This is a genomic window from Microcoleus sp. S36b_A4 (assembly GCF_036700645.1).
In the GTDB taxonomy this organism is placed as follows: domain Bacteria; phylum Cyanobacteriota; class Cyanobacteriia; order Cyanobacteriales; family Microcoleaceae; genus Microcoleus.
The window spans coordinates 17,464-34,992 of sequence record NZ_JAUBPI010000025.1; the positions used below are offsets into that span (position 1 = coordinate 17,464).

The window sequence follows — 17,529 nt, forward strand, 5'->3', positions numbered from 1 at the left end:
TAACTTTGAGTTCATAAAAGTCATATTTGTGCTACGCTCGACACCAACGAGTGCAGCGAGTTAAGGGGATGGAACAATTTAGGTGTCTAAATCCAGGAGATATTCTGCGCGATCGCTACCGAATTATCGCTAAATTAGGTGAGGGAGGGTTTGCTAAAACCTATACGGCTAACGACGCTTTGGGCAGCCCCGAAAATCCCTTGTGCGTCGTCAAGGAAATTCCGCCTCCTGAATCTAACGATCCGCGGCTGTTGGAGGAAGCACAACAGCAATTTGAAAAAGAAGCTAAAACCCTGAAGTATCTCGATAAGTGTCCGCAGATTCCCAAGTTAATCGATCGCTTTCTTGAACAGGGAAAATTTTACTTAATTCAAGAATACATCGAAGGAAATCCGCTGAACAAAGAGATCGGTTCAGGCAGGCAGTTTCAGGAGTCAGAAGTTATTGATTTATTGCAGGACATTTTGTCCGTTTTAGCTTTAGTCCACGATCAAGGGATTATTCACCGCGATTTAAAACCATCAAACTTAATCCGGTGCACAAGAACCGGCAAAATTGCCGTGATTGATTTTGGCGCGGTAAAAGCGATCGGCACTTTGGCGATCGAGGGCGGCCAAATAACTCAAACTCGTGTCATCGGTACAGACGGTTATATGCCAGCCGAACAGTGGAAAAATCAACCAAGATTTAACAGCGATATCTATGCTGTGGGAATCATTGGCATTCAAGCGATCGCAGGGTTAGATATTGAAGACTTTTTTCATGATAAAAAAACGGGGGAACTCGTCTGGCACTACTCAACTGACGATCGCCCGATGGTACAAATTAGCGACAAGCTGAAAAAAGTTTTAAATAAGATGGTGCGTTACCACTTTAACGATCGCTATCAATCTGTTGCTGAAGTGTTGCAGGATTTGATCTCGCTAACAGCGTTGCACTCACCTGCGCCCTCTTCACAACAACCTCTGCTGCCGAAGCCTCAACGCCAATGGCAAGATACATTGAGAGTCTGCTTGCCGATCGCGATCGCAGGATGCCTCGGGCTAGCAGCATTTTTAATACACAAAATTTTCACCCCTCAAACTTGTCCCTTAATCCAGGGAGATGCTGTGAGTTGTGGCGATGAAATTCTCATCAAAACATCTGCTTCGCGATTAAAGCAATGGGGAGTAAATGATTTTTTTAATGGAAACCATCAATCAGCTTTTAATTTATTAAAACAATCGTGGAACGAAGAAGAACGCAAAGATCCAGAAACTTTAATTTACATGAATAATGCTCTTTTGAACGCCCAAAAAGCTGATTACTACACCCTGGCAGTTGCCGTTCCCATCAGCAACACCGAAGGAGGTACTGTCAATTCTGATTTGGCTAGAGAAATGTTGCGCGGCATTGCCCATGCCCAAACAGAAGTCAACCTAGGAGTGTTTCATTCCGATCGCAATAACTACTTTCCCGGTCAAGGTTTTTTAGCAGGAAAAGCCATTAATGGCAAGGGTATTAGAGTCATTATCGCTGACGATGCCAACCTCAAAACAGAAGCAAAAGCTAGGGCCTCTTCACTCGTGAAGCAAACCGAGATATTGGGCGTCGTCGGTCACTATACTAGCGAGATGACTGTGAATGCAGTCGATACTTATGACAAAAATCATTTAGTCTTAATTTCGCCTGGGACTACAACGGAACAATTAACAGAAAAACCTCGGAAGTTTTTCTTTCGCACTGTCCCTAGACATCAAATTACTGCTGAAAACTTCAAGAACTATCTGATTGAAAACGCAGGTCAGAAAAAAGCGGTGGGTTTCTACTGTCCTGAGATTCAAGCTACTTCTTCATTGTGGGAAGAATTCAGAAAACAGTTTAGACAAGCAGGAGGGAATATTTTAAGCATCACTGAATACAATGTGTGTAAGAAAAATTTCAACGTTGAACTAGCATTACAAGAAGTCGAACGAAGCGAGAAAACAGCGATCGTCTTAAGTACGAGTCATGTCCCGGATGCAGTCAAAAATGCGATGGCACTTATTAAAGCCAATGGCGCTCGCAATTGGGTAGTGGGAACCGGGGGCATCTACAGCCAGAAAACCTTAGAAACTGCCTCCCAGTTACCGTCTTTTGAGAAACTGGTGACATCATCCTCTTGGCATCCCTTAGCTGCTCCCAACCGCACATTTGCCGAAAACGCTCGAAAGCTTTGGGGAGGAAACGTCAACCACCGCACAGCTTTAACCTACGATGCAACTTGGACGCTAATTACAGCAATAGAAATGCAACAGCAACCGAGCCGCGAAGGGATGCAGAAAACTATTGCGAGTCCGAATTTTAGCGCCACAGGAGCAACAGGAACTATTGAGTTTGATGCGAACGGCGATCGCCAAAATTTTCAACCGGATTTAGTGCATATTGTCAAGTGTCGAAAAGAACAGTTCGGTGTAGCTTTTGTTCCCGTCAAATATCGGACGGCAAAATCGGCAGGTTTAAAGTGCGATTGAACTCGTTTTTGACGGTTTCTGTGCGTTATTCCTGACTTATTTACCTAATTCTTGAGAACGCAAACAAGCTGCTTTCACGGCTTCGATTAGCGCAGAACGAAAGCCGCTACTCTCTAATTTAGCAATTCCCGCAATAGTTGTACCGCCGGGACTCGTAACTTGATCTTTCAATTGTGCCGGGTGCATTCCCGTTTCTTGCATTAGCTTCGCTGTACCGAATACTGTTTGTAAAGCTAATTGAGAGGCGATCGCCCGTGGCAGCCCAGCACAAACTCCGCCATCTGTCAACGCCTCAATCAAAATTGCTACATAACCAGGCCCGGAACCCGAAAGCCCAGTCACCGCATCCAGCATACTCTCAGGTACTTCTACCACTTCTCCCACGGCCTGAAAGATGCGCTTTACCAATTCTAAATCAGCCGGTTGAACAAGTTTTCCCGGAGCGATCGCGCTCATTCCCGCCCCTACCGTGGCTGGAGTATTCGGCATCACCCGCAGCACTCCCCGCCCCGGAAAAGCTGGTTCGAGCTTGCTCAGTGGCACTCCTGCCAAAATCGACACTACCAGCGCTTGTGGCGGGGAATTAGCCGTTTCTCCATTATTTCCCTGTTGGCGATCGGCCGCCACCGCCAACTCCAAAGCTACCGTATCAAAAACTTGCGGTTTAATTGCCAAAAACAGCACTTCTGTAGCGACAGCAACTTCTAGATTGCTGGCTGTTGTTCCAATCCCGTATTTCTCAGTCAAAAACTCGCGGCGCTTTACCCCAGGCTCGCTCACCAATATTTCTGAAGGCAAATAAACTTTTTCTGCTATTAAGCGGGATAAGAGAGCTTCTCCCATTACCCCGCCGCCGATCGTACCAAATTTTATGTTTGTCATTAGTCAGTTGTCACTTGTCACTTTTGAGTTATCAGTTGTCAGTTGTCAGTTGTCAGTTGTCATTGGTTACTTAGTTGTTAGCTAATGTTATTAATCCGCAGTGTTTATTCCACAGTTATTAGTTGTTAACTATTGACTACTGACTACTAACTACTCACCACTGACTACTGTCAACTGTCAACTGTCAACTGTCAACTGAACTACTGAGCTACTGGAGCTTGTTCTGCCGGCCAGACTGTCGGTGCAGGAGCAGCAGCACGAGGCCGTCCTTGAGCAGGAGGCACTTCGTGAACCACACCAGACTGAGTTCTCACCTGCACGCAGCTAGGCGTAAACAAGAAAATACTTTCGCCAATTCGCTCTTGATGACCGTCAAGGGCATAAGTACCGCCCGCCACAAAGTCCACAGCTCTTTGCGCTTGGTCTGGGTCCATCACCGTCAGGTTCAAAACCACAGACTTGCGTTCCTTAAGGGCTCGAATTGCTGCCGGCATCTCTTCAAAAGTGCGCGGCTCCATTACTACTACTTCCGAAATCCCGTTCATAGCTCCAGGCATTCCAATCACGTTATTCATTACTGACCCTACTCCGCCGGTTGGTGCAACGACATCCATACCTGTCGATCCTACTACTGACCGCTCTCGCATTCTACGATTTTGACGACGTTCTTCTTCTGCGGCTGCGACTGCAGCGGGGTTCGGTTCAGGCGCTTGGTAGAAGTTCTGATAGCGCTCCCCTTCCGTTTCGTCGTAAACGTCATCGTACTCAGGCTCATTGTTGATGCCTACAAAATCTCGCAGTTTAGAAAAAATATTCATGATTCACGCTCCTTCACGACTTGGCTGCCCCGACTATACTCGCGTTGCGCGTTAGTCGCGGGTAGCTGACTATTCTATATTTAACCCAAATTGTCTTTATCAGAAGATTTCAATTATTTATCCCCTCCTAGAGCCAAATAAGGTTTGTCCTAGCCGTACCATAGTAGCACCTGCTTGAATTGCCAAATGATAATCTCCCGACATCCCCATCGAGAGCTGCTGCATTTGAATGCAGGGCAAATTTTGGTGCTGGATTTTCTGTGCAAGTTCGCGAGTGCTGTTAAATAATTCGAGGATTTGCGAGTCATCTAATCCCAGCGGAGGAATTGTCATCAAACCTTGAATTTTGATATGCTGACATTTGTTGAGTTCTGGAAGGTCGGCCAGCAGTTCTGGAACGCTCCAGCCGTATTTGTCCGGGTCGGGCAACATTTTGACTTGCAGGCAGACTTGTGGAGAGGAGGACATTTCCCCCGCCAAGCGCGAAAGTCGCTGAGCGAGTTTTAAATTGTCGAGAGAGTGAATCCACTGGAAATGCTCTAGGGCTTTGGCGACTTTGTTGGCTTGCAAGTGGCCGATCAAGTGCCAGTTGATATCCGGTAAATCTTGCAGTTGGCTTTGTTTTTCGGCAGCCTCTTGAACCTTACTCTCGCCAAAATCCCGGATACCGGCGTCGTATGCTTCGCGGATAGCATCAGTCGGTACCTGTTTGGTAACGGCAATTAACCGCACTGAGTCCGGCAAGTGTTGGCGAATGCTTTTAATTCGAGAGGCTATGGTCATGGGTACTCAACGCTCTTGACGGGAGGGAAGGAAAATTAAGACAGTTACCAATTACCAAATTACTGATTTTCGTTATTGAAATGTGCGCTGGTGAATGGTCTGCAATTGGTCGTACTCGTGATATTGACCGCTGCGACGCAGGGTTCGCAGGCGAATTTCAACCATGAGGCGAGCGTCGGAGCGGCTAATTGGTTCAAATCTCAGCCCGCCAGGGCCGTTTGTCACCAAAAAAAACAGGCGCTGGGCGTATAGGGTGGTAAATAATTCTTGGCTGTCTTCAACCTGGGATACCCTGAAGAGGAGGCCAAAGTTTGGATGATTCAGGTAAGTTTCGGTAGTCATTCACGCTCACAATCGATCAATTTTAGATTAAAGATTTAGATTTTAGATTTTAGTTTCGCTCGATCGCCCGACGGTGTTGTTTGACGGCGGGCTACAAAGGGCGATCGCCGTAGCCGTGCAGTAGTCTCCGTCGTGGCTGAGGCTTAATTGCCACTGGCAATTTCCCCAAACAGAGGCTTGTGCTGCTGCGGTTCCGTGCAGTTGCACATTGGGAGCACCGTTTTCGGAGCGCCGAATTTCCACATCTGCATACCGTATTCCCCGCCATCCCGTGCCTAGAGCTTTGACAACGGCTTCTTTTGCTGCCCAGCGCCCCGCTAGCTGGTTGCAGGAAACTCGATTCATTTTACCTTTAATGCTGCTGTGTTGAGAATTTAGTTGCCCGCAATCCCTTTGTTCGGCGGGCGTGTAAACTTTTTCGAGGAAGCGATCACCAAACCGATCTAATGCGGCTTGTATACGCGGAACATATACAATATCTGTCCCAAGATAGATGTTCAAGGTCTTGGTTCTCTAAATATTTGTCTCCATTACTTTAGCAGGACTGTCGCGCACCAGACAAAACTTACTCAAATCTAGGCCGGTGTTCCAAACCCCGCTCGAATCAGTCATTCCCAATTCTTCAATATTATTCAATCTAAAATCTAAAATCTAAAATCTAAAATCTCAACTGTCCCAGCCCCAAACGAAGCGGGCGCTCCAGAGGACGAGCAAGCAGCCGAGGGCGATCCAGTCTCGGATTTTCAATTGCAACTGGTGCCATTCTACCCGGTGTCGATCGGGACTGGTGAAGCCGCGAACTTTCATGGCGCTGGCAATTTGTTCAGCTCGCAGGAGCAAGTTTTCTAACAGCCGCTCTGCTATCATCAACCACACTTGAGCTGCGCTGCGAAATCCGAGTTTTTTCCAGTTTATCGCTCTGGTTCTGACCGATCGCACTAAATTTTGTATTTCTTCCAATACTAGGGGAATGAATCGCAAAGATAAAGTTAATGTTAAGGCTATTTCGGTAATAGGCCAGTTCAAGCGGCGCAAGGGCTGCATTAAGTTTTCAAGGGCGGCGGTAATTTCTTCGCTGGCTGTGGTGAGAAGGTAGAGGTTGGTGCTGTAAATTACTGTGAAAAATAGGGTGCTGACGTTGATAGCTAAATCTAAGGATTTGCGGGTGATTTTAATCGGGCCTTGTTTGAATACAACGTAACGGTAGTTTGTGGGTTGGGGGAGTTGATTTGAGTTTTGGGCTTTGGGATTGGGGATTGGGGAGTTTGAGCCTAAGTTAAAAGATTGGTACCAGGGTTTGGGCTTTTGAGGGGGCGAAAGGGTTGCCGGCTGTTGGGAAAAGGCTAATTCGTCGGCGGGGATGCGGGGCTGGTGTTCTGCGGGGAGTCCGTCGGGGGCGATCGCGCTGAGGCAAAATACTAATAGGCAGAATAGCAGCAGCATTCCCATTTGCTGTTTCCACACGCGCCAGGGAATTGCTGCTGTTAGTGTGAGTACGATTAACATTCCTACTAGCATCAACCGCCAGATGGGATTGGCGAGTATGGGTGCAATCAGAAATGTCATCAACCAAGCTAATTTTACGCGGGAGTCTAGCCGGTGAAGCCAGGTTACTGGTTGTTCTAGGTAAAGTCCTATGGGGAGCGATCGAAGTAAGTCCATCTTGTCGATTTTAGATTTTAGATTTTAGATTTTAGATTGATTGAGGGATTGATTGAGGGATTGATTGATTGAGGGATTGATTGATTGAGGGATTGATTGAGGGATTGATTGATTGAGGGATTGATTGAGGGATTGATTGAGGGATTGATTGAGGGATTGATTGATTTTTGAATGGGATTATTTGATTGAGCAATTGATTTTTTGAGTGGGGATTATTTGAGTGTTTGATTTTTGATAGGAAATTTTTGTTGAATTTTGACATTTTTTTATTTGCGATTTGCTGTTGGGTTTTTAGCAATTAAAGTTTTGATGGACGCAACTGTCATCGCTAAAATCTCATTGGTTTCTGACATGATACTTTTCAATTTAGTGGCATCTACCAATTCAGCTTCAACTATTAACTCCATCCAGTAAAGACTTTCATCCGCTTCTTCTTCCACTATCCTGAGTTTAGAAATTAAGTCTGCTGTTGACTTAGCACGACAAGCCGCTCGATAATTGGCTCCTACAGAAGTTGCTGAACGAATTAACTGCTTGCCAATTACCTGAGAAGCGGAGCCTTTGGGCAGCGCATCTACTAGCTTAATAACTCTCAATGCTAGCTGCTTTGTTCTTCTTTTAAACTCTTGTTCGTCCACCTTGCGATTTTAGATTTTAGATTGTTTGATTTGGAATTGTTTCAAATACCAAGTAATTGAATTGCCAAGAGGCGAAGGAAGACAAAAGAAAAAAATCGCAACTTAATTATACCATTAAACTGCGTTTTCTCTTCAATCTAAAATCCCAAATCTAAAATCTAAAATCACTTCACGCGCAGTGCTCTGTTTGTTGTGCTCATTTCGGTGGCACGAACTTTTTTGCCTCTCCAAAGTAGCCGCATTGGTGTACCGGTAAAGCCTAGGTGTTTGCGGAATTGGCTTTCCATGTAGCGGCGGTAGTTTTCGGTGAAGCGTTTGGGATCGTTGACGAATAGGGCGATTGTCGGTGGCTGCGATCGCACTTGAGTACCGTAATAGATTTTGCCTTGTTTTCCTTGGCGGGTAACTGGGGCTGAGTGCCAGGTTGTGGCTTCTTCTATCACTTCGTTAATGACGGCGGTAGGGACGCGACGTTTGTGTTCGTCGGAGGCTTTATCTACTAATTCAATGATTTTTTCAACTCGCTGTCCACTCATGGCGCTAACAAAAATCATTTCTGCCCAGTCGAGGAAATAAAGTCGGGTTCTTACTTCTCTTTCGTACTCGTATATGGTGTCGGACTCTTTTTCTACGGCATCCCATTTGTTGACGACTATGATGCAGGCGCGACCTTCTTGGCTGATGCGATCGGCTAATTTTTGGTCTTGATCCGTAACGCCGTCAATTGCGTCAATTACTAACAGTATGACATTGGCGCGGCGGATGGCTTTGAAAGCGCGGTTGATCCCGAAAAATTCTGCGCCGTATTCGACGTTTTTCTTTTTGCGAATTCCGGCTGTGTCAATCAGGCGGTAGGTTTTACCGTTGCGTTCTACTAAGGTGTCGATCGCGTCGCGGGTTGTGCCGGAAATCGGGCTGACTATGGCGCGATTTTCTCCGAGAAATGCGTTTAACAAACTCGATTTTCCAACGTTGGGACGACCGATAATTGCTACTTTAATTTCCTCAACTTCTGGTAATACTTCCGTGGGAAGGTAAGTAATTAATTTGTCAAGCAATTCGCCGGTGCCGTTGCCGTGAATGCCGGAAATTGGGTAAGGTTCTCCCATTCCCAATTGCCAAAAGTCGGCTGCTTGGGTGAGTCCTGTATTTTCCGATTCGCATTTGTTGACGGCGAGAATGACTGGGACTTTTTGCAGTCTCAGCCAAGATGCGATCGCTTCGTCGCCGCCGGTGAGCCCGGTTTTTCCGTCAACTACGAAAATGGCTGCGCTGGCTTCTGCGAGGGCCGCCATTGCTTGTTCGCGAATTAAAGGCAGAAATTCGGTCTCGTCGTCGAATACTAGCCCGCCGGTGTCTACGACTTGATATTCCCGATCGCCCCAGTATGCTGGTCTGTAAGTGCGATCGCGCGTGATTCCTGGTTCGTCGTGGACGATCGCGTCTTGGGTGTTGGCTAAACGGTTGACGATCGTCGATTTGCCTACATTGGGGCGTCCAATAATAGCAACTATAGGTAGAGACATAAAAGTAGCAGCAATGAGGCTGCGCCGTAATTTTGAGCTTTAGTCTTGTATTGTAAGCTAATCTGACGAGATTTTTATAGATTGAGGCTGTGTTTCTGTCTTTTCATGCTGTAGGCGGTGTTTTACTGATCGCCCGTTTAAACATCGAACCCTAAAAAATAGCCACAGCCTATGGATCTGCATTCCCAGCCCCACTCTGAGAATTAGAAATAAAACTTAAATAACTCAACAAATCATCTCATCTGTGGTAATTCTTTGATGATTATGAAGGTAGATATAGGATTTTAGGGATCGGCTATTATTGAAAAAAAGCAGGAGTTTAGTTTTTGACGAAAGCTTAAAACAGCAGCTTAAAAATGGAAACTAAATTTCCCTCAAAGCTCAAAACATTAGGTGGTAATATGGCTGTTCTGCAACTAGAAGACGGTAGAACATATACGGATATCCGGGGGATCGCGAGTCAACTGGCCGTTTTAAATATTGAGATCGATTCCCTGCCCACAAACAAAAATCCGGCGTTTCAGGAACTGCTAGTTCAAGACATTCTCAATGTTACAGAAAAACAGCAGATTCTCGGAGCATTTAATAGCGAGTTTGAAGAGTTTAAGCGCGCCAGCGGATATAAGTGGTGCGACTTGAAAGTGCTGCATCCAGGTTCGCAGCAGATTTACGCGCTGATGACTCAAAGCGATCGCACTCACACCCACACAGATGCAGAAGTTCTTCACATTTTAGCTGGGGAATGCGTTTTTGGGTTTGTGTATTCTAACGGCTCTCAGGTACAATTAATGCTGCAAGCTGAAGAATACATTAAAGTGCCTGCCAATACCGAACATTGGTTTTATCTCACTCCGTCGCTGTACTTGAAAGCCTTGCAGTATTACACCAGTGCTCAAGGCTGGGTTCCTCAGTATACTAACAGGAAACTAAAAATTAAAAATTAAGAGCCAGAAGAAGAGGGGAAATTTGTAGAGGAGGAAGAAGAAGATGAAACAGAATTGGGTGACTTACTATCAAGCGGTGGAAGGTCGCCCGCCGCATGAAACTTTGCTGAAAGCTTTGTCAATTTTTGACACGGAACCGTTGCTAGATCGTCCTCGATTCGCTGTAGATTTAGGCTGTGGCGATGGACGAGATACGGTGGAACTCCTACGTCGAGGCTGGCGAGTTTTAGCGATTGACAGGGAACAAAATGCCTTCGATCGCTTGCTGGATCGTCCGATTCAACGCGATCTGCTCCAAACTCAATTGATGCGTTTTGAAACCTTAACTTTGCCTCAATCGATCGATCTAATCAATGCCAGTTTTTGCCTTCCTTTTTGTCAGCCCGCCGATTTCCCCCATCTTTGGGAAACGATCGTGACATCGCTAAATCCAGGAGGATATTTCTGCGGTCAATTGTTTGGCGATCGCGACTCATGGGCTGTTTACCCCGATCGCACTCATCATACTCGCGAACAAATTCAAGTGCTGCTAAAGTCCTTGCAGATTGAGTGGTTTGACGAAGAAGAACATCCTGGAGTAACGGCGCTAGGCGAGGAAAAACACTGGCATATTTTTCACATTGTTGCTCGTAAGAGAGATTAATATATAGTGCCGACTGCTTAAAGAAGTCGGCACTCTCTTGAAGTCGGAGTTCTGGAAAAGTTGCAGCTCGTTTTTACTGAATTTTTCGGAATTTACCGTTAAATTAGCTTCCTAATTGCTAAGGAATGAAAAATAAAGAAGGTGACTAATAGAGCAATAGTTTACCTTGGATCAAAGCTTCTGGGGTTTAATTGTGCAAGTTATTGATTTTTCATTTTTTAGTCTCGAACCTTTCTGATTTTTTAAATGCTCTCAGCTTCATTAGGTGCCGCCATTTCAATTTCTTCGCAACGCTGCAAAAGCGCTTCTATTTCCTGAGCCAAAAAAATTACTTCCGGCCAAGAAGAACCGTTAATTAAATCTTGAGCGTGAGCTAATTTGTTTCTCAATGCTTCTGCTGACTTTAAAAAACGCTCCCCGTAGCGTTTGGATTTGAGCCCCAGCCGATCGACTATTTCAGCAGAAGTCAGGATTAAATCTCGCTTGTCGCAGAATTGCAGGTAATCAATTAAGTCAATTGCTTCATTTCGCGATCGCCCCAATTCCCAAAGGTGTTTGGCGGCTAAAATGCGATCGCCCTTAAGCAATTTTTGCCAAGAATCTTGGGGAAAGTAAATCCGCACGATCCGTAATAAATTCATTTCCAGAAGCGTCACCAATCCAAACAGCAGCATCCGCACCGGTGCTTTTTGCAAATCGCCGCAGGTAACGATCCCGTCGATCCTGTTGCTTTCTAATACAAATAATCTCGGTTTTTCTCGCAGCAGCGGCAGCAATTCCATTAAAGGAGTGGCAGCGGCAATTAATTGGGAGGGGTGAAAAATTTGCTGGTAGTCGCTGCACTTGCCTGTCTTTAAGTGCGATCGTTCTACATAGCCGCAAACCGTGCCGTTTTCTTCGATACCGAGTACGTCAAAATCGCGGGCCTCCATCCACGATCGCAACTTGGCTGCGTCTTCGCAAGCGGGGACAGCTTTCAGCGGTTCCGCGAGATATTTAACTGTAATGCTGTCTTTGAATAAATCCCGCAAGTCGGCGGAACTTGATTTTAAATGTTTCATTTCCGGTAATTTCATGGATCGTTGCTGCAAGTAGAGACGCGGCCTTACCGTGGGAAGCATCTCAGTTTTGTAACAAGTATTTTTTAGGAGTGGGAGGCGGACGATCGCACAGGGATAGTAAAAGCAAAACTGAGATGCTCGCTTAGCGTGTCTCTCCAAATTTCATGATATTACTTACTGGCTAACTCCGGGCAATAATGGTTGGCGGCAAGAGTAGTAATAATATCGGCATCCGCCAGAAAACTTTCTTTGACAGTTGGATTTTCGATACTCGCTGCTTGCCCGATCGCTCTTAATTTAACTTCCGGCAGAGAAACTCCCGATTTTGCTTCCGCACACATTCTTTTAGCGGCCGCAATTTTTTGACCAGGGGCCCTTTGGATGGCTTGCAGTAAATTATCCGTTGCTTCGGGAGAGTAACTTTTTGCTAAGCGTTTGTAGTCTTCGAGAAATTTCCCATCGTTTCCTGTCAGCTTAATGTCTGATTCTTGAGGCGAACACAACAAATTTAAGTTAATTACTTCTCCCACTGAATTAACAAGAAAACATCCTTCGCGTTCTTGGGCGATCGCGCTTTGGTTGCTGGGTACAAATTGTATAATAACGGCGGACATAACAGCAGTTAAGCGCGAGTAATTTAGCATGGAAATTATGTAATATATTGGCATTTTTAACCGCAGAATGCGGAGCAAGGCGGGTGTTTTTGAGTGAGAGCGTGTCTGGTAAATTAACCAAAATAATTGTAGGGTCTGGTTTCACCAACAATCTGTAATTCTAACTAAAAATCTACATAAGCCCGCCCTCCAAGCTGTCGGTAATTCAACAAACATAATATCAGACGAGCATTTCGTTGTCTATGGAAGTTTTCATTAACAGCAAACATCCCCCTTGTGTGAGGGAGGAATGTATGGAACCGGGAACCGATCGAATGTAGTCGCCTTGATGGCAAATTTCCCCTTCTACAATTAAGTCTCCTTCTAATACAAACACTTCCTCCGAGGCAGCGTGTCGGTGCAGGGGAAATGTTACTCCCGGTTCAAGTCGCAGCAAGCAGGTAATTTGGCGATTTGTTTTGTCAATATAAAGCTTGCCCAATGAGACTCCCGCAACTCCATAAGATTTCCATTTGACATCATTCGATCGCACGATTAAAGATGGAGCATTGTTCTCTGTTGGGGAGGTAACAATTGGGTTGATATTTACTGATTCTGCCTGGGTTGGCGGCAGTTCGGCTATGCGCTGTAACAGGCGGTTTTTGAGGTCGGGGGCGACTGGAAATGGGGGGGCTGTGTAGGCGATCGCGGCAATTGTTGATTCCAAAGCAGCTAATTCACTTGTAAGTTCTGCGGACTCTTTCAATTTTTCTGCAAATGCGCCGCGTTCTGACTCGTCGAGGATATCGAGAGCTTGAAGGGCTGCAAGGATTTTATATTCCTCGTCTGGCATCATTTCCATCTGTTTTCCGCCATTAATTGTAATTCAGCCTAGGTTGATTTTAAACTGGAAATTGGTCTGCTGCCCTCGCACTCAAGATGGATGATTGGAGAGACCATAATTTTAGATTGAGGTTAAACAACTTAAATTGTGTTTTTTGACCATCTAAAAAAAATGTTCGCTCAAAGCTTGACGCAATTTGGAAATACCCAACCGAATTCTGGTTTTAATTGTACCTGTCGGGATACCAGTTTTAGCTGATATCGCCGCGCAAGTCAGCCCTTGATAGTAGGCGAGTTCGATCGCCTCTTGCTGTTCCTTTGGCAGTTTTTCTAAGGCTGCTTTGACTTGTTCCCTGCGTTCTTTAAACATTGCATCTTCCATCGGTTCTGCAACGCTAGAGATGGGTATTTTAGCATCTTCCAGACAAGCTTCAGCAGCCCGGACTGTTCGCTGAATCGCTCGGAGCCGATCGAGGGAACGACTGCGGGTCAGCATGAACAACCACGTATCTGCTCGACTGCGAGAAGGATCGTAAGTTGCTGCTTTTTGCCAAATTTGGGAAAAAACATCGATTACCACTTCTTCAGCTTCTTCTACCGAACCCAGGATTTTGTAAGCGAGAGCGTAACTTGGGCGACCGTAGCGATCGTAAAGTTTAGCTAATGCCGTTTGGTCTTTCCGGGCAATCTGCACTAAAAGCAGCGATTCATCGCCTGACTTCTGGCCTGTCATTTCAGTGTACCCAAAATTTTTGTTTTGACGGCACAGATCCAAAATTAACAATTCGGCGTATATCACTACAGAACATAATTGTAAGTTTGAAGTTGGGGGTACAAGCTGGAGGATGCCTTTTCAGGCTAATTTTGTCGTGCTTTGAATTGTAAAAATCCTAAGTCATCTTGGATTTTACCACCTAATTAGTGATTTTTTGGATACTTACCAATCCGCTTTATGCAGAACGAAAAAATCCCTGAGCGTGAAGAGTCAAAACCGCGCCATTCACTCGTTCCCAAGCTTTGTTCGATCGCTCCCAAGAAGAGTCTGGAAACCCATATAAGCGACGCTCTGTCTCTTGTATAGCGAGGGTGGATGTGTCTCCGATCGGGCATTTCCAAGAATAGTCCGGGCACGAGTAAATCCTTAATTACCCACTTTTTTATATAAATTAGTCTGGCCGCACAGATCCAAAATTGCCAAACCTTCGTATACCACCAATAGGAGAAGGCTCAGCAATAGCGCAAAAGCCCGACAGGTTGACAGATTTCAACCTGTTGCTACAAAAGTAAAACCCGCGAATGCGGGTTATTTAGCATTGATTTGTGCAAAAATTTCATTGAAATAAAGGTGCTAACTGTGAAGCTCACAAAAAAAATTCGCCGAACCATACTAGCTATTGAAGTAGCTTTAATTGCTCTATTAACTCCAGGGATAATTGTCGCTTCCGACCACGACGACGGCGAAGTAGATATCAAAGGTCGCGCGGTCAATTTAACTGACCTGTATGTATATCGCGAAAAAGACCAAAACTCCGGTGCTGCGGACGGGGATTTAGTATTTACTATGAATTCAAATCCCAGGTCTGTCGCCCGTTATCAATATTATTTCAGCACTACAGCCCTTTACCAATTTCATATCACGCAGGTAGGTGACGTGAATTCTACACCTACTGGACGCTCGGATATTATCTTGCGGTTTGCCTTCAGTCCGCCTAACAATAGAGGTATGCAAGCGGTAGCTGTAACTGTTGTTCGCAACGGCTCGGAGACAACTACTAAGGCTACAGTTAACGGCGGGCTAATTGCCACAACTCCGCTGAATTCTAATGCTGTTTTGAATACAGTACCTGTGGGCGGTTCTAACTTGACTGTATTTGCGGGTTTACGGGAAGACCCGTTTTTCTTTGATGTGGAACAATTTTTCCGAGTTCGCGCCGCAGCTTTGGGAACGGGGCCGCGCACTGCTTTTAAAGAACCGAGTCAAGCGATCGACTTTACTAAAGGTTACAACGTCAATACAATTGCTGTCCGCGTTCCGAAAGCATTTTTGCAAGCAGGAAGTGGGGCGAATACTTTTGATGTTTGGTCAACTGTTTCTATCAGAGACGGAGCTGGCGGTTTCAAACAATTCGAGCGTTTGGCCAGGCCTGCAATTAATGAGGGTTTAATAGTTACTCCCGCTTATCTGGAAGCATTCAATAATATTCCTCCGAGATCTGATTTAAGCGCTGCTGCTGCTCCGGTGCGTCAGGAAGCTGTTGCTACTCTGAATGCTGTCGATCTTTTGGACGGTCGGGATAATGTCGATCCAAATGCGATCGCCGGAGCTTTCTTACCCGATGTCATGCGGATTGATACCACAAAAACCAGCGGCTACGCTAGCGCTACAAATGCTCAAGGAAGCTTGATCGGAGGTCGTATGCTGATGGACGACGTTATTGATATTACTCTGGGAGCTTTGGTGGGTTCTCCGGTTGGCGATAATGTTTCATATAACGGAACTCCGGGAAATCCGGCTCAGGGACACAAACCTTTAGAACGGAATTTTCCTTATTTGGCTTTGCCTAATTAGTCAGTTGACAGTTGACAGTTGACAGTTGACAGTTGACAGTTGACAGATCTATGAATGTAGGGTGCGTCGCTATGAGATTTTTAATGAAACTTGCAGATTATAGATGGCGACGCACCTTACCACAATAGAAAAGACTTTTTTTGACCGCAGATGAAGGCGGATTAACGCAGATGAACGCGGATGTATGAAAACTAAAACTAAACAGGAAATAAAGTCGGATATTTTCTCGTGGTGGCTGCTGATAGTAGTTCCTTTTGTTGGGATGGTAGTAGTGAATTTACCTCCTAATTTTCGTTTTATTTCAGAAAAATTTTCCAACAAAAGCCCCGAAAATCTAGATACTAATTACCGCTATCATTTTTCGGAAAGTTTGAGAAATAATCCCAATCAAAAGGAAGCAATTCAGCAAGAAATAGCTTTTTACCAGCAGCGATTGGCTGTTGATTCCCGCAGCGGTTTGAACCGGGCGGCGCTGGCGGGATCTTATTTAAAAATGGCTCGCGCTACTGGGGAGGGAGGTTGGTTTTTATTGGCAGAACAAGCGGCTCAAAAGTCGATCGCCGATTTGCCTTTTGACAACAAAGGTGCGCTGTTAGTTTTAGCTCGGATTGCTGAGGCGAGACACGATTTTGCTACTGCTTTGCGCTTTGCTAAACAGGCGAGTTCTGATAATGAAGATGCGATCGCCCTTTCAGTTACATCTCACTTAGCGATGGGTAAAGTGAGCGAGGCAAATGCAGCCGCAGAAGCCTTAGTTAACCGGATTCCTAACTTGGGCTCTCTCACTTTGAGAGCTTTAGTGAGAGAGTCTCAGGGTCGAGATGCTGAGGTTTTGCAGGATTACCGGCAAGCAATGGCGGCGGAGGAACCGGGAGAGGTTGCTGGTTCGGCGCGGGCCCGATCGCTCTTGGGTCGATTTTACGCGCGTCGCGGGCAGTTTGTGCAGGCGAAAGCGCTGTTTTTGGAGGCGCTGCGGTTGGTGCCGCGATACCCGCTGGCGCTGATTTATTTGGCGGATTTGGAGACGCGGCAGGGCAATTATCGGGAGGCGGAAGGCTATTACAGCAAGGTTTCGGCCTATTCTGGCTCCGTTGCGACTGTGTTCGATCGCATTGTCGATCGCGGTATGGCGAGGGTGAAGGATTTGCAGGGTGATGCGATCGAATCCCGGCGACTTCGCGACAAAGCAGAAGCAGGGCTGCGACAGGAACAGGTTTCTGGAGCTCGCGGTTTCGGACACCGGCGCGATTTGGCAAGTTTGCTGCTGGAAAAAGGTCGATCGCAGGATGTTGCGGAAGCGCTGGTGTTAATGCAGGATGAGGTGAAAATTCGGCGGGATGCTGTGACGTTGGATACTTTGGCTTGGGCGCTTTCCGCCGCTGGGGAATGGCAAAAGGCCGATCGAGTGATGGCCGAAATAGTGCGATCGGGCATTCGGGATGCGGGTATGTTTTACCGGGCTGCTGCGATCGCCCGTACTTTAGGTAAGGATGCTGAATCTCGCGCTTATTTTCAAAAGTCCAAGGAAATTGACCCGAATTTTGACGATCGATCTCGCCAAGCATTAGGTTTGGGAAGTTATGAATTTTGAGATTAGCTAATAGCAGCCATTCGGCAAAGTTCGCTATTCCGTCAATCCGCCAGGGGTTTCAACCCCTGGCTAAAAGCTTAAGTCCTGTCAAGAGGACTAAAAGATTTCACTAAAAAGTAAAAAATCTTTTAGTCGGTTTCAA

At 45.9% G+C, this 17,529-nt stretch carries 17 protein-coding genes; 5 read left to right on the forward strand and 12 right to left on the reverse strand.

The window, feature by feature from the left end; all coding sequences use genetic code 11:
• The first annotated feature begins 68 nt into the window (after positions 1–68).
• Positions 69–2,492 carry a bifunctional serine/threonine-protein kinase/ABC transporter substrate-binding protein gene (locus tag QUA03_RS10470; RefSeq protein ID WP_333211842.1) on the forward strand — a complete coding sequence of 808 codons (2,424 nt, stop codon included), beginning with the start codon at positions 69–71 and terminating at the stop codon, positions 2,490–2,492.
• 36 nt (positions 2,493–2,528) lie between these two features.
• On the opposite strand, the gene proC is transcribed toward QUA03_RS10470, so the two are convergent.
• The 8 genes from proC to der form a co-directional block, all read right to left on the reverse strand.
• Positions 2,529–3,374: a pyrroline-5-carboxylate reductase gene (gene proC / locus QUA03_RS10475; RefSeq protein WP_333211844.1), complete on the reverse strand. Its 846-nt coding sequence runs from the start codon at positions 3,372–3,374 to the stop codon at positions 2,529–2,531.
• 200 nt (positions 3,375–3,574) lie between these two features.
• Entirely contained in the window at positions 3,575–4,192 is a 618-nt protein-coding gene (locus tag QUA03_RS10480) for a cell division protein SepF (protein WP_333080778.1), read from the reverse strand.
• Positions 4,193–4,309: 117 nt separating this feature from the next.
• Complete coding sequence (locus tag QUA03_RS10485) at positions 4,310–4,975, reverse strand: YggS family pyridoxal phosphate-dependent enzyme (protein WP_333211845.1); 666 nt, start codon at positions 4,973–4,975, stop codon at positions 4,310–4,312.
• 72 nt (positions 4,976–5,047) lie between these two features.
• A complete protein-coding gene (gene pipX / locus QUA03_RS10490) occupies positions 5,048–5,317 on the reverse strand; it encodes a transcriptional coactivator PipX (RefSeq protein ID WP_333058020.1) in 270 nt (89 codons plus the stop codon).
• A gap of 42 nt (positions 5,318–5,359) precedes the next feature.
• Positions 5,360–5,818 carry a holo-ACP synthase gene (gene acpS / locus QUA03_RS10495; protein WP_333211847.1) on the reverse strand — a complete coding sequence of 153 codons (459 nt, stop codon included), beginning with the start codon at positions 5,816–5,818 and terminating at the stop codon, positions 5,360–5,362.
• A gap of 165 nt (positions 5,819–5,983) precedes the next feature.
• Positions 5,984–6,979: an energy-coupling factor transporter transmembrane protein EcfT gene (locus tag QUA03_RS10500; protein ID WP_333211849.1), complete on the reverse strand. Its 996-nt coding sequence runs from the start codon at positions 6,977–6,979 to the stop codon at positions 5,984–5,986.
• Between the two features lie 266 nt (positions 6,980–7,245).
• Positions 7,246–7,617, reverse strand: coding sequence for a four helix bundle protein (locus tag QUA03_RS10505; RefSeq protein ID WP_333211850.1), 372 nt, complete (start codon positions 7,615–7,617; stop codon positions 7,246–7,248).
• 164 nt (positions 7,618–7,781) lie between these two features.
• On the reverse strand, positions 7,782–9,143 hold the full coding sequence (der, locus tag QUA03_RS10510) for a ribosome biogenesis GTPase Der (RefSeq protein WP_333211852.1): 1,362 nt from the start codon (positions 9,141–9,143) through the stop codon (positions 7,782–7,784).
• 356 nt (positions 9,144–9,499) lie between these two features.
• Between der and QUA03_RS10515 the strand changes: the two genes are divergently transcribed.
• Both QUA03_RS10515 and QUA03_RS10520 read left to right on the forward strand, forming a co-directional pair.
• Positions 9,500–10,087 carry an acireductone dioxygenase gene (locus QUA03_RS10515; protein ID WP_333211854.1) on the forward strand — a complete coding sequence of 196 codons (588 nt, stop codon included), beginning with the start codon at positions 9,500–9,502 and terminating at the stop codon, positions 10,085–10,087.
• 43 nt (positions 10,088–10,130) lie between these two features.
• Complete coding sequence (locus QUA03_RS10520) at positions 10,131–10,730, forward strand: class I SAM-dependent methyltransferase (protein ID WP_333211855.1); 600 nt, start codon at positions 10,131–10,133, stop codon at positions 10,728–10,730.
• 242 nt (positions 10,731–10,972) lie between these two features.
• On the opposite strand, the gene QUA03_RS10525 is transcribed toward QUA03_RS10520, so the two are convergent.
• The 4 genes from QUA03_RS10525 to QUA03_RS10540 form a co-directional block, all read right to left on the reverse strand.
• Positions 10,973–11,791 (reverse strand): hypothetical protein, encoded by an 819-nt coding sequence (locus QUA03_RS10525; protein ID WP_333211857.1) that lies wholly within the window; start codon positions 11,789–11,791, stop codon positions 10,973–10,975.
• 170 nt (positions 11,792–11,961) lie between these two features.
• A complete protein-coding gene (locus QUA03_RS10530) occupies positions 11,962–12,435 on the reverse strand; it encodes a DUF732 domain-containing protein (RefSeq protein ID WP_333211859.1) in 474 nt (157 codons plus the stop codon).
• Between the two features lie 190 nt (positions 12,436–12,625).
• Positions 12,626–13,246: a cupin domain-containing protein gene (locus QUA03_RS10535; RefSeq protein ID WP_333211861.1), complete on the reverse strand. Its 621-nt coding sequence runs from the start codon at positions 13,244–13,246 to the stop codon at positions 12,626–12,628.
• Between the two features lie 144 nt (positions 13,247–13,390).
• The gene (locus QUA03_RS10540; RefSeq protein ID WP_333211863.1) at positions 13,391–13,960 is read right to left on the reverse strand and encodes a sigma-70 family RNA polymerase sigma factor; all 570 of its coding nucleotides are present in this window, start codon (positions 13,958–13,960) and stop codon (positions 13,391–13,393) included.
• Between the two features lie 621 nt (positions 13,961–14,581).
• On the opposite strand from QUA03_RS10540, the gene QUA03_RS10545 reads away from it, so the two are divergent.
• Both QUA03_RS10545 and QUA03_RS10550 read left to right on the forward strand, forming a co-directional pair.
• Positions 14,582–15,796, forward strand: coding sequence for a DUF4331 domain-containing protein (locus tag QUA03_RS10545; protein WP_333211864.1), 1,215 nt, complete (start codon positions 14,582–14,584; stop codon positions 15,794–15,796).
• Between the two features lie 184 nt (positions 15,797–15,980).
• Positions 15,981–17,387 (forward strand): hypothetical protein, encoded by a 1,407-nt coding sequence (locus tag QUA03_RS10550; protein WP_333211865.1) that lies wholly within the window; start codon positions 15,981–15,983, stop codon positions 17,385–17,387.
• Positions 17,388–17,529 lie beyond the last annotated feature (142 nt).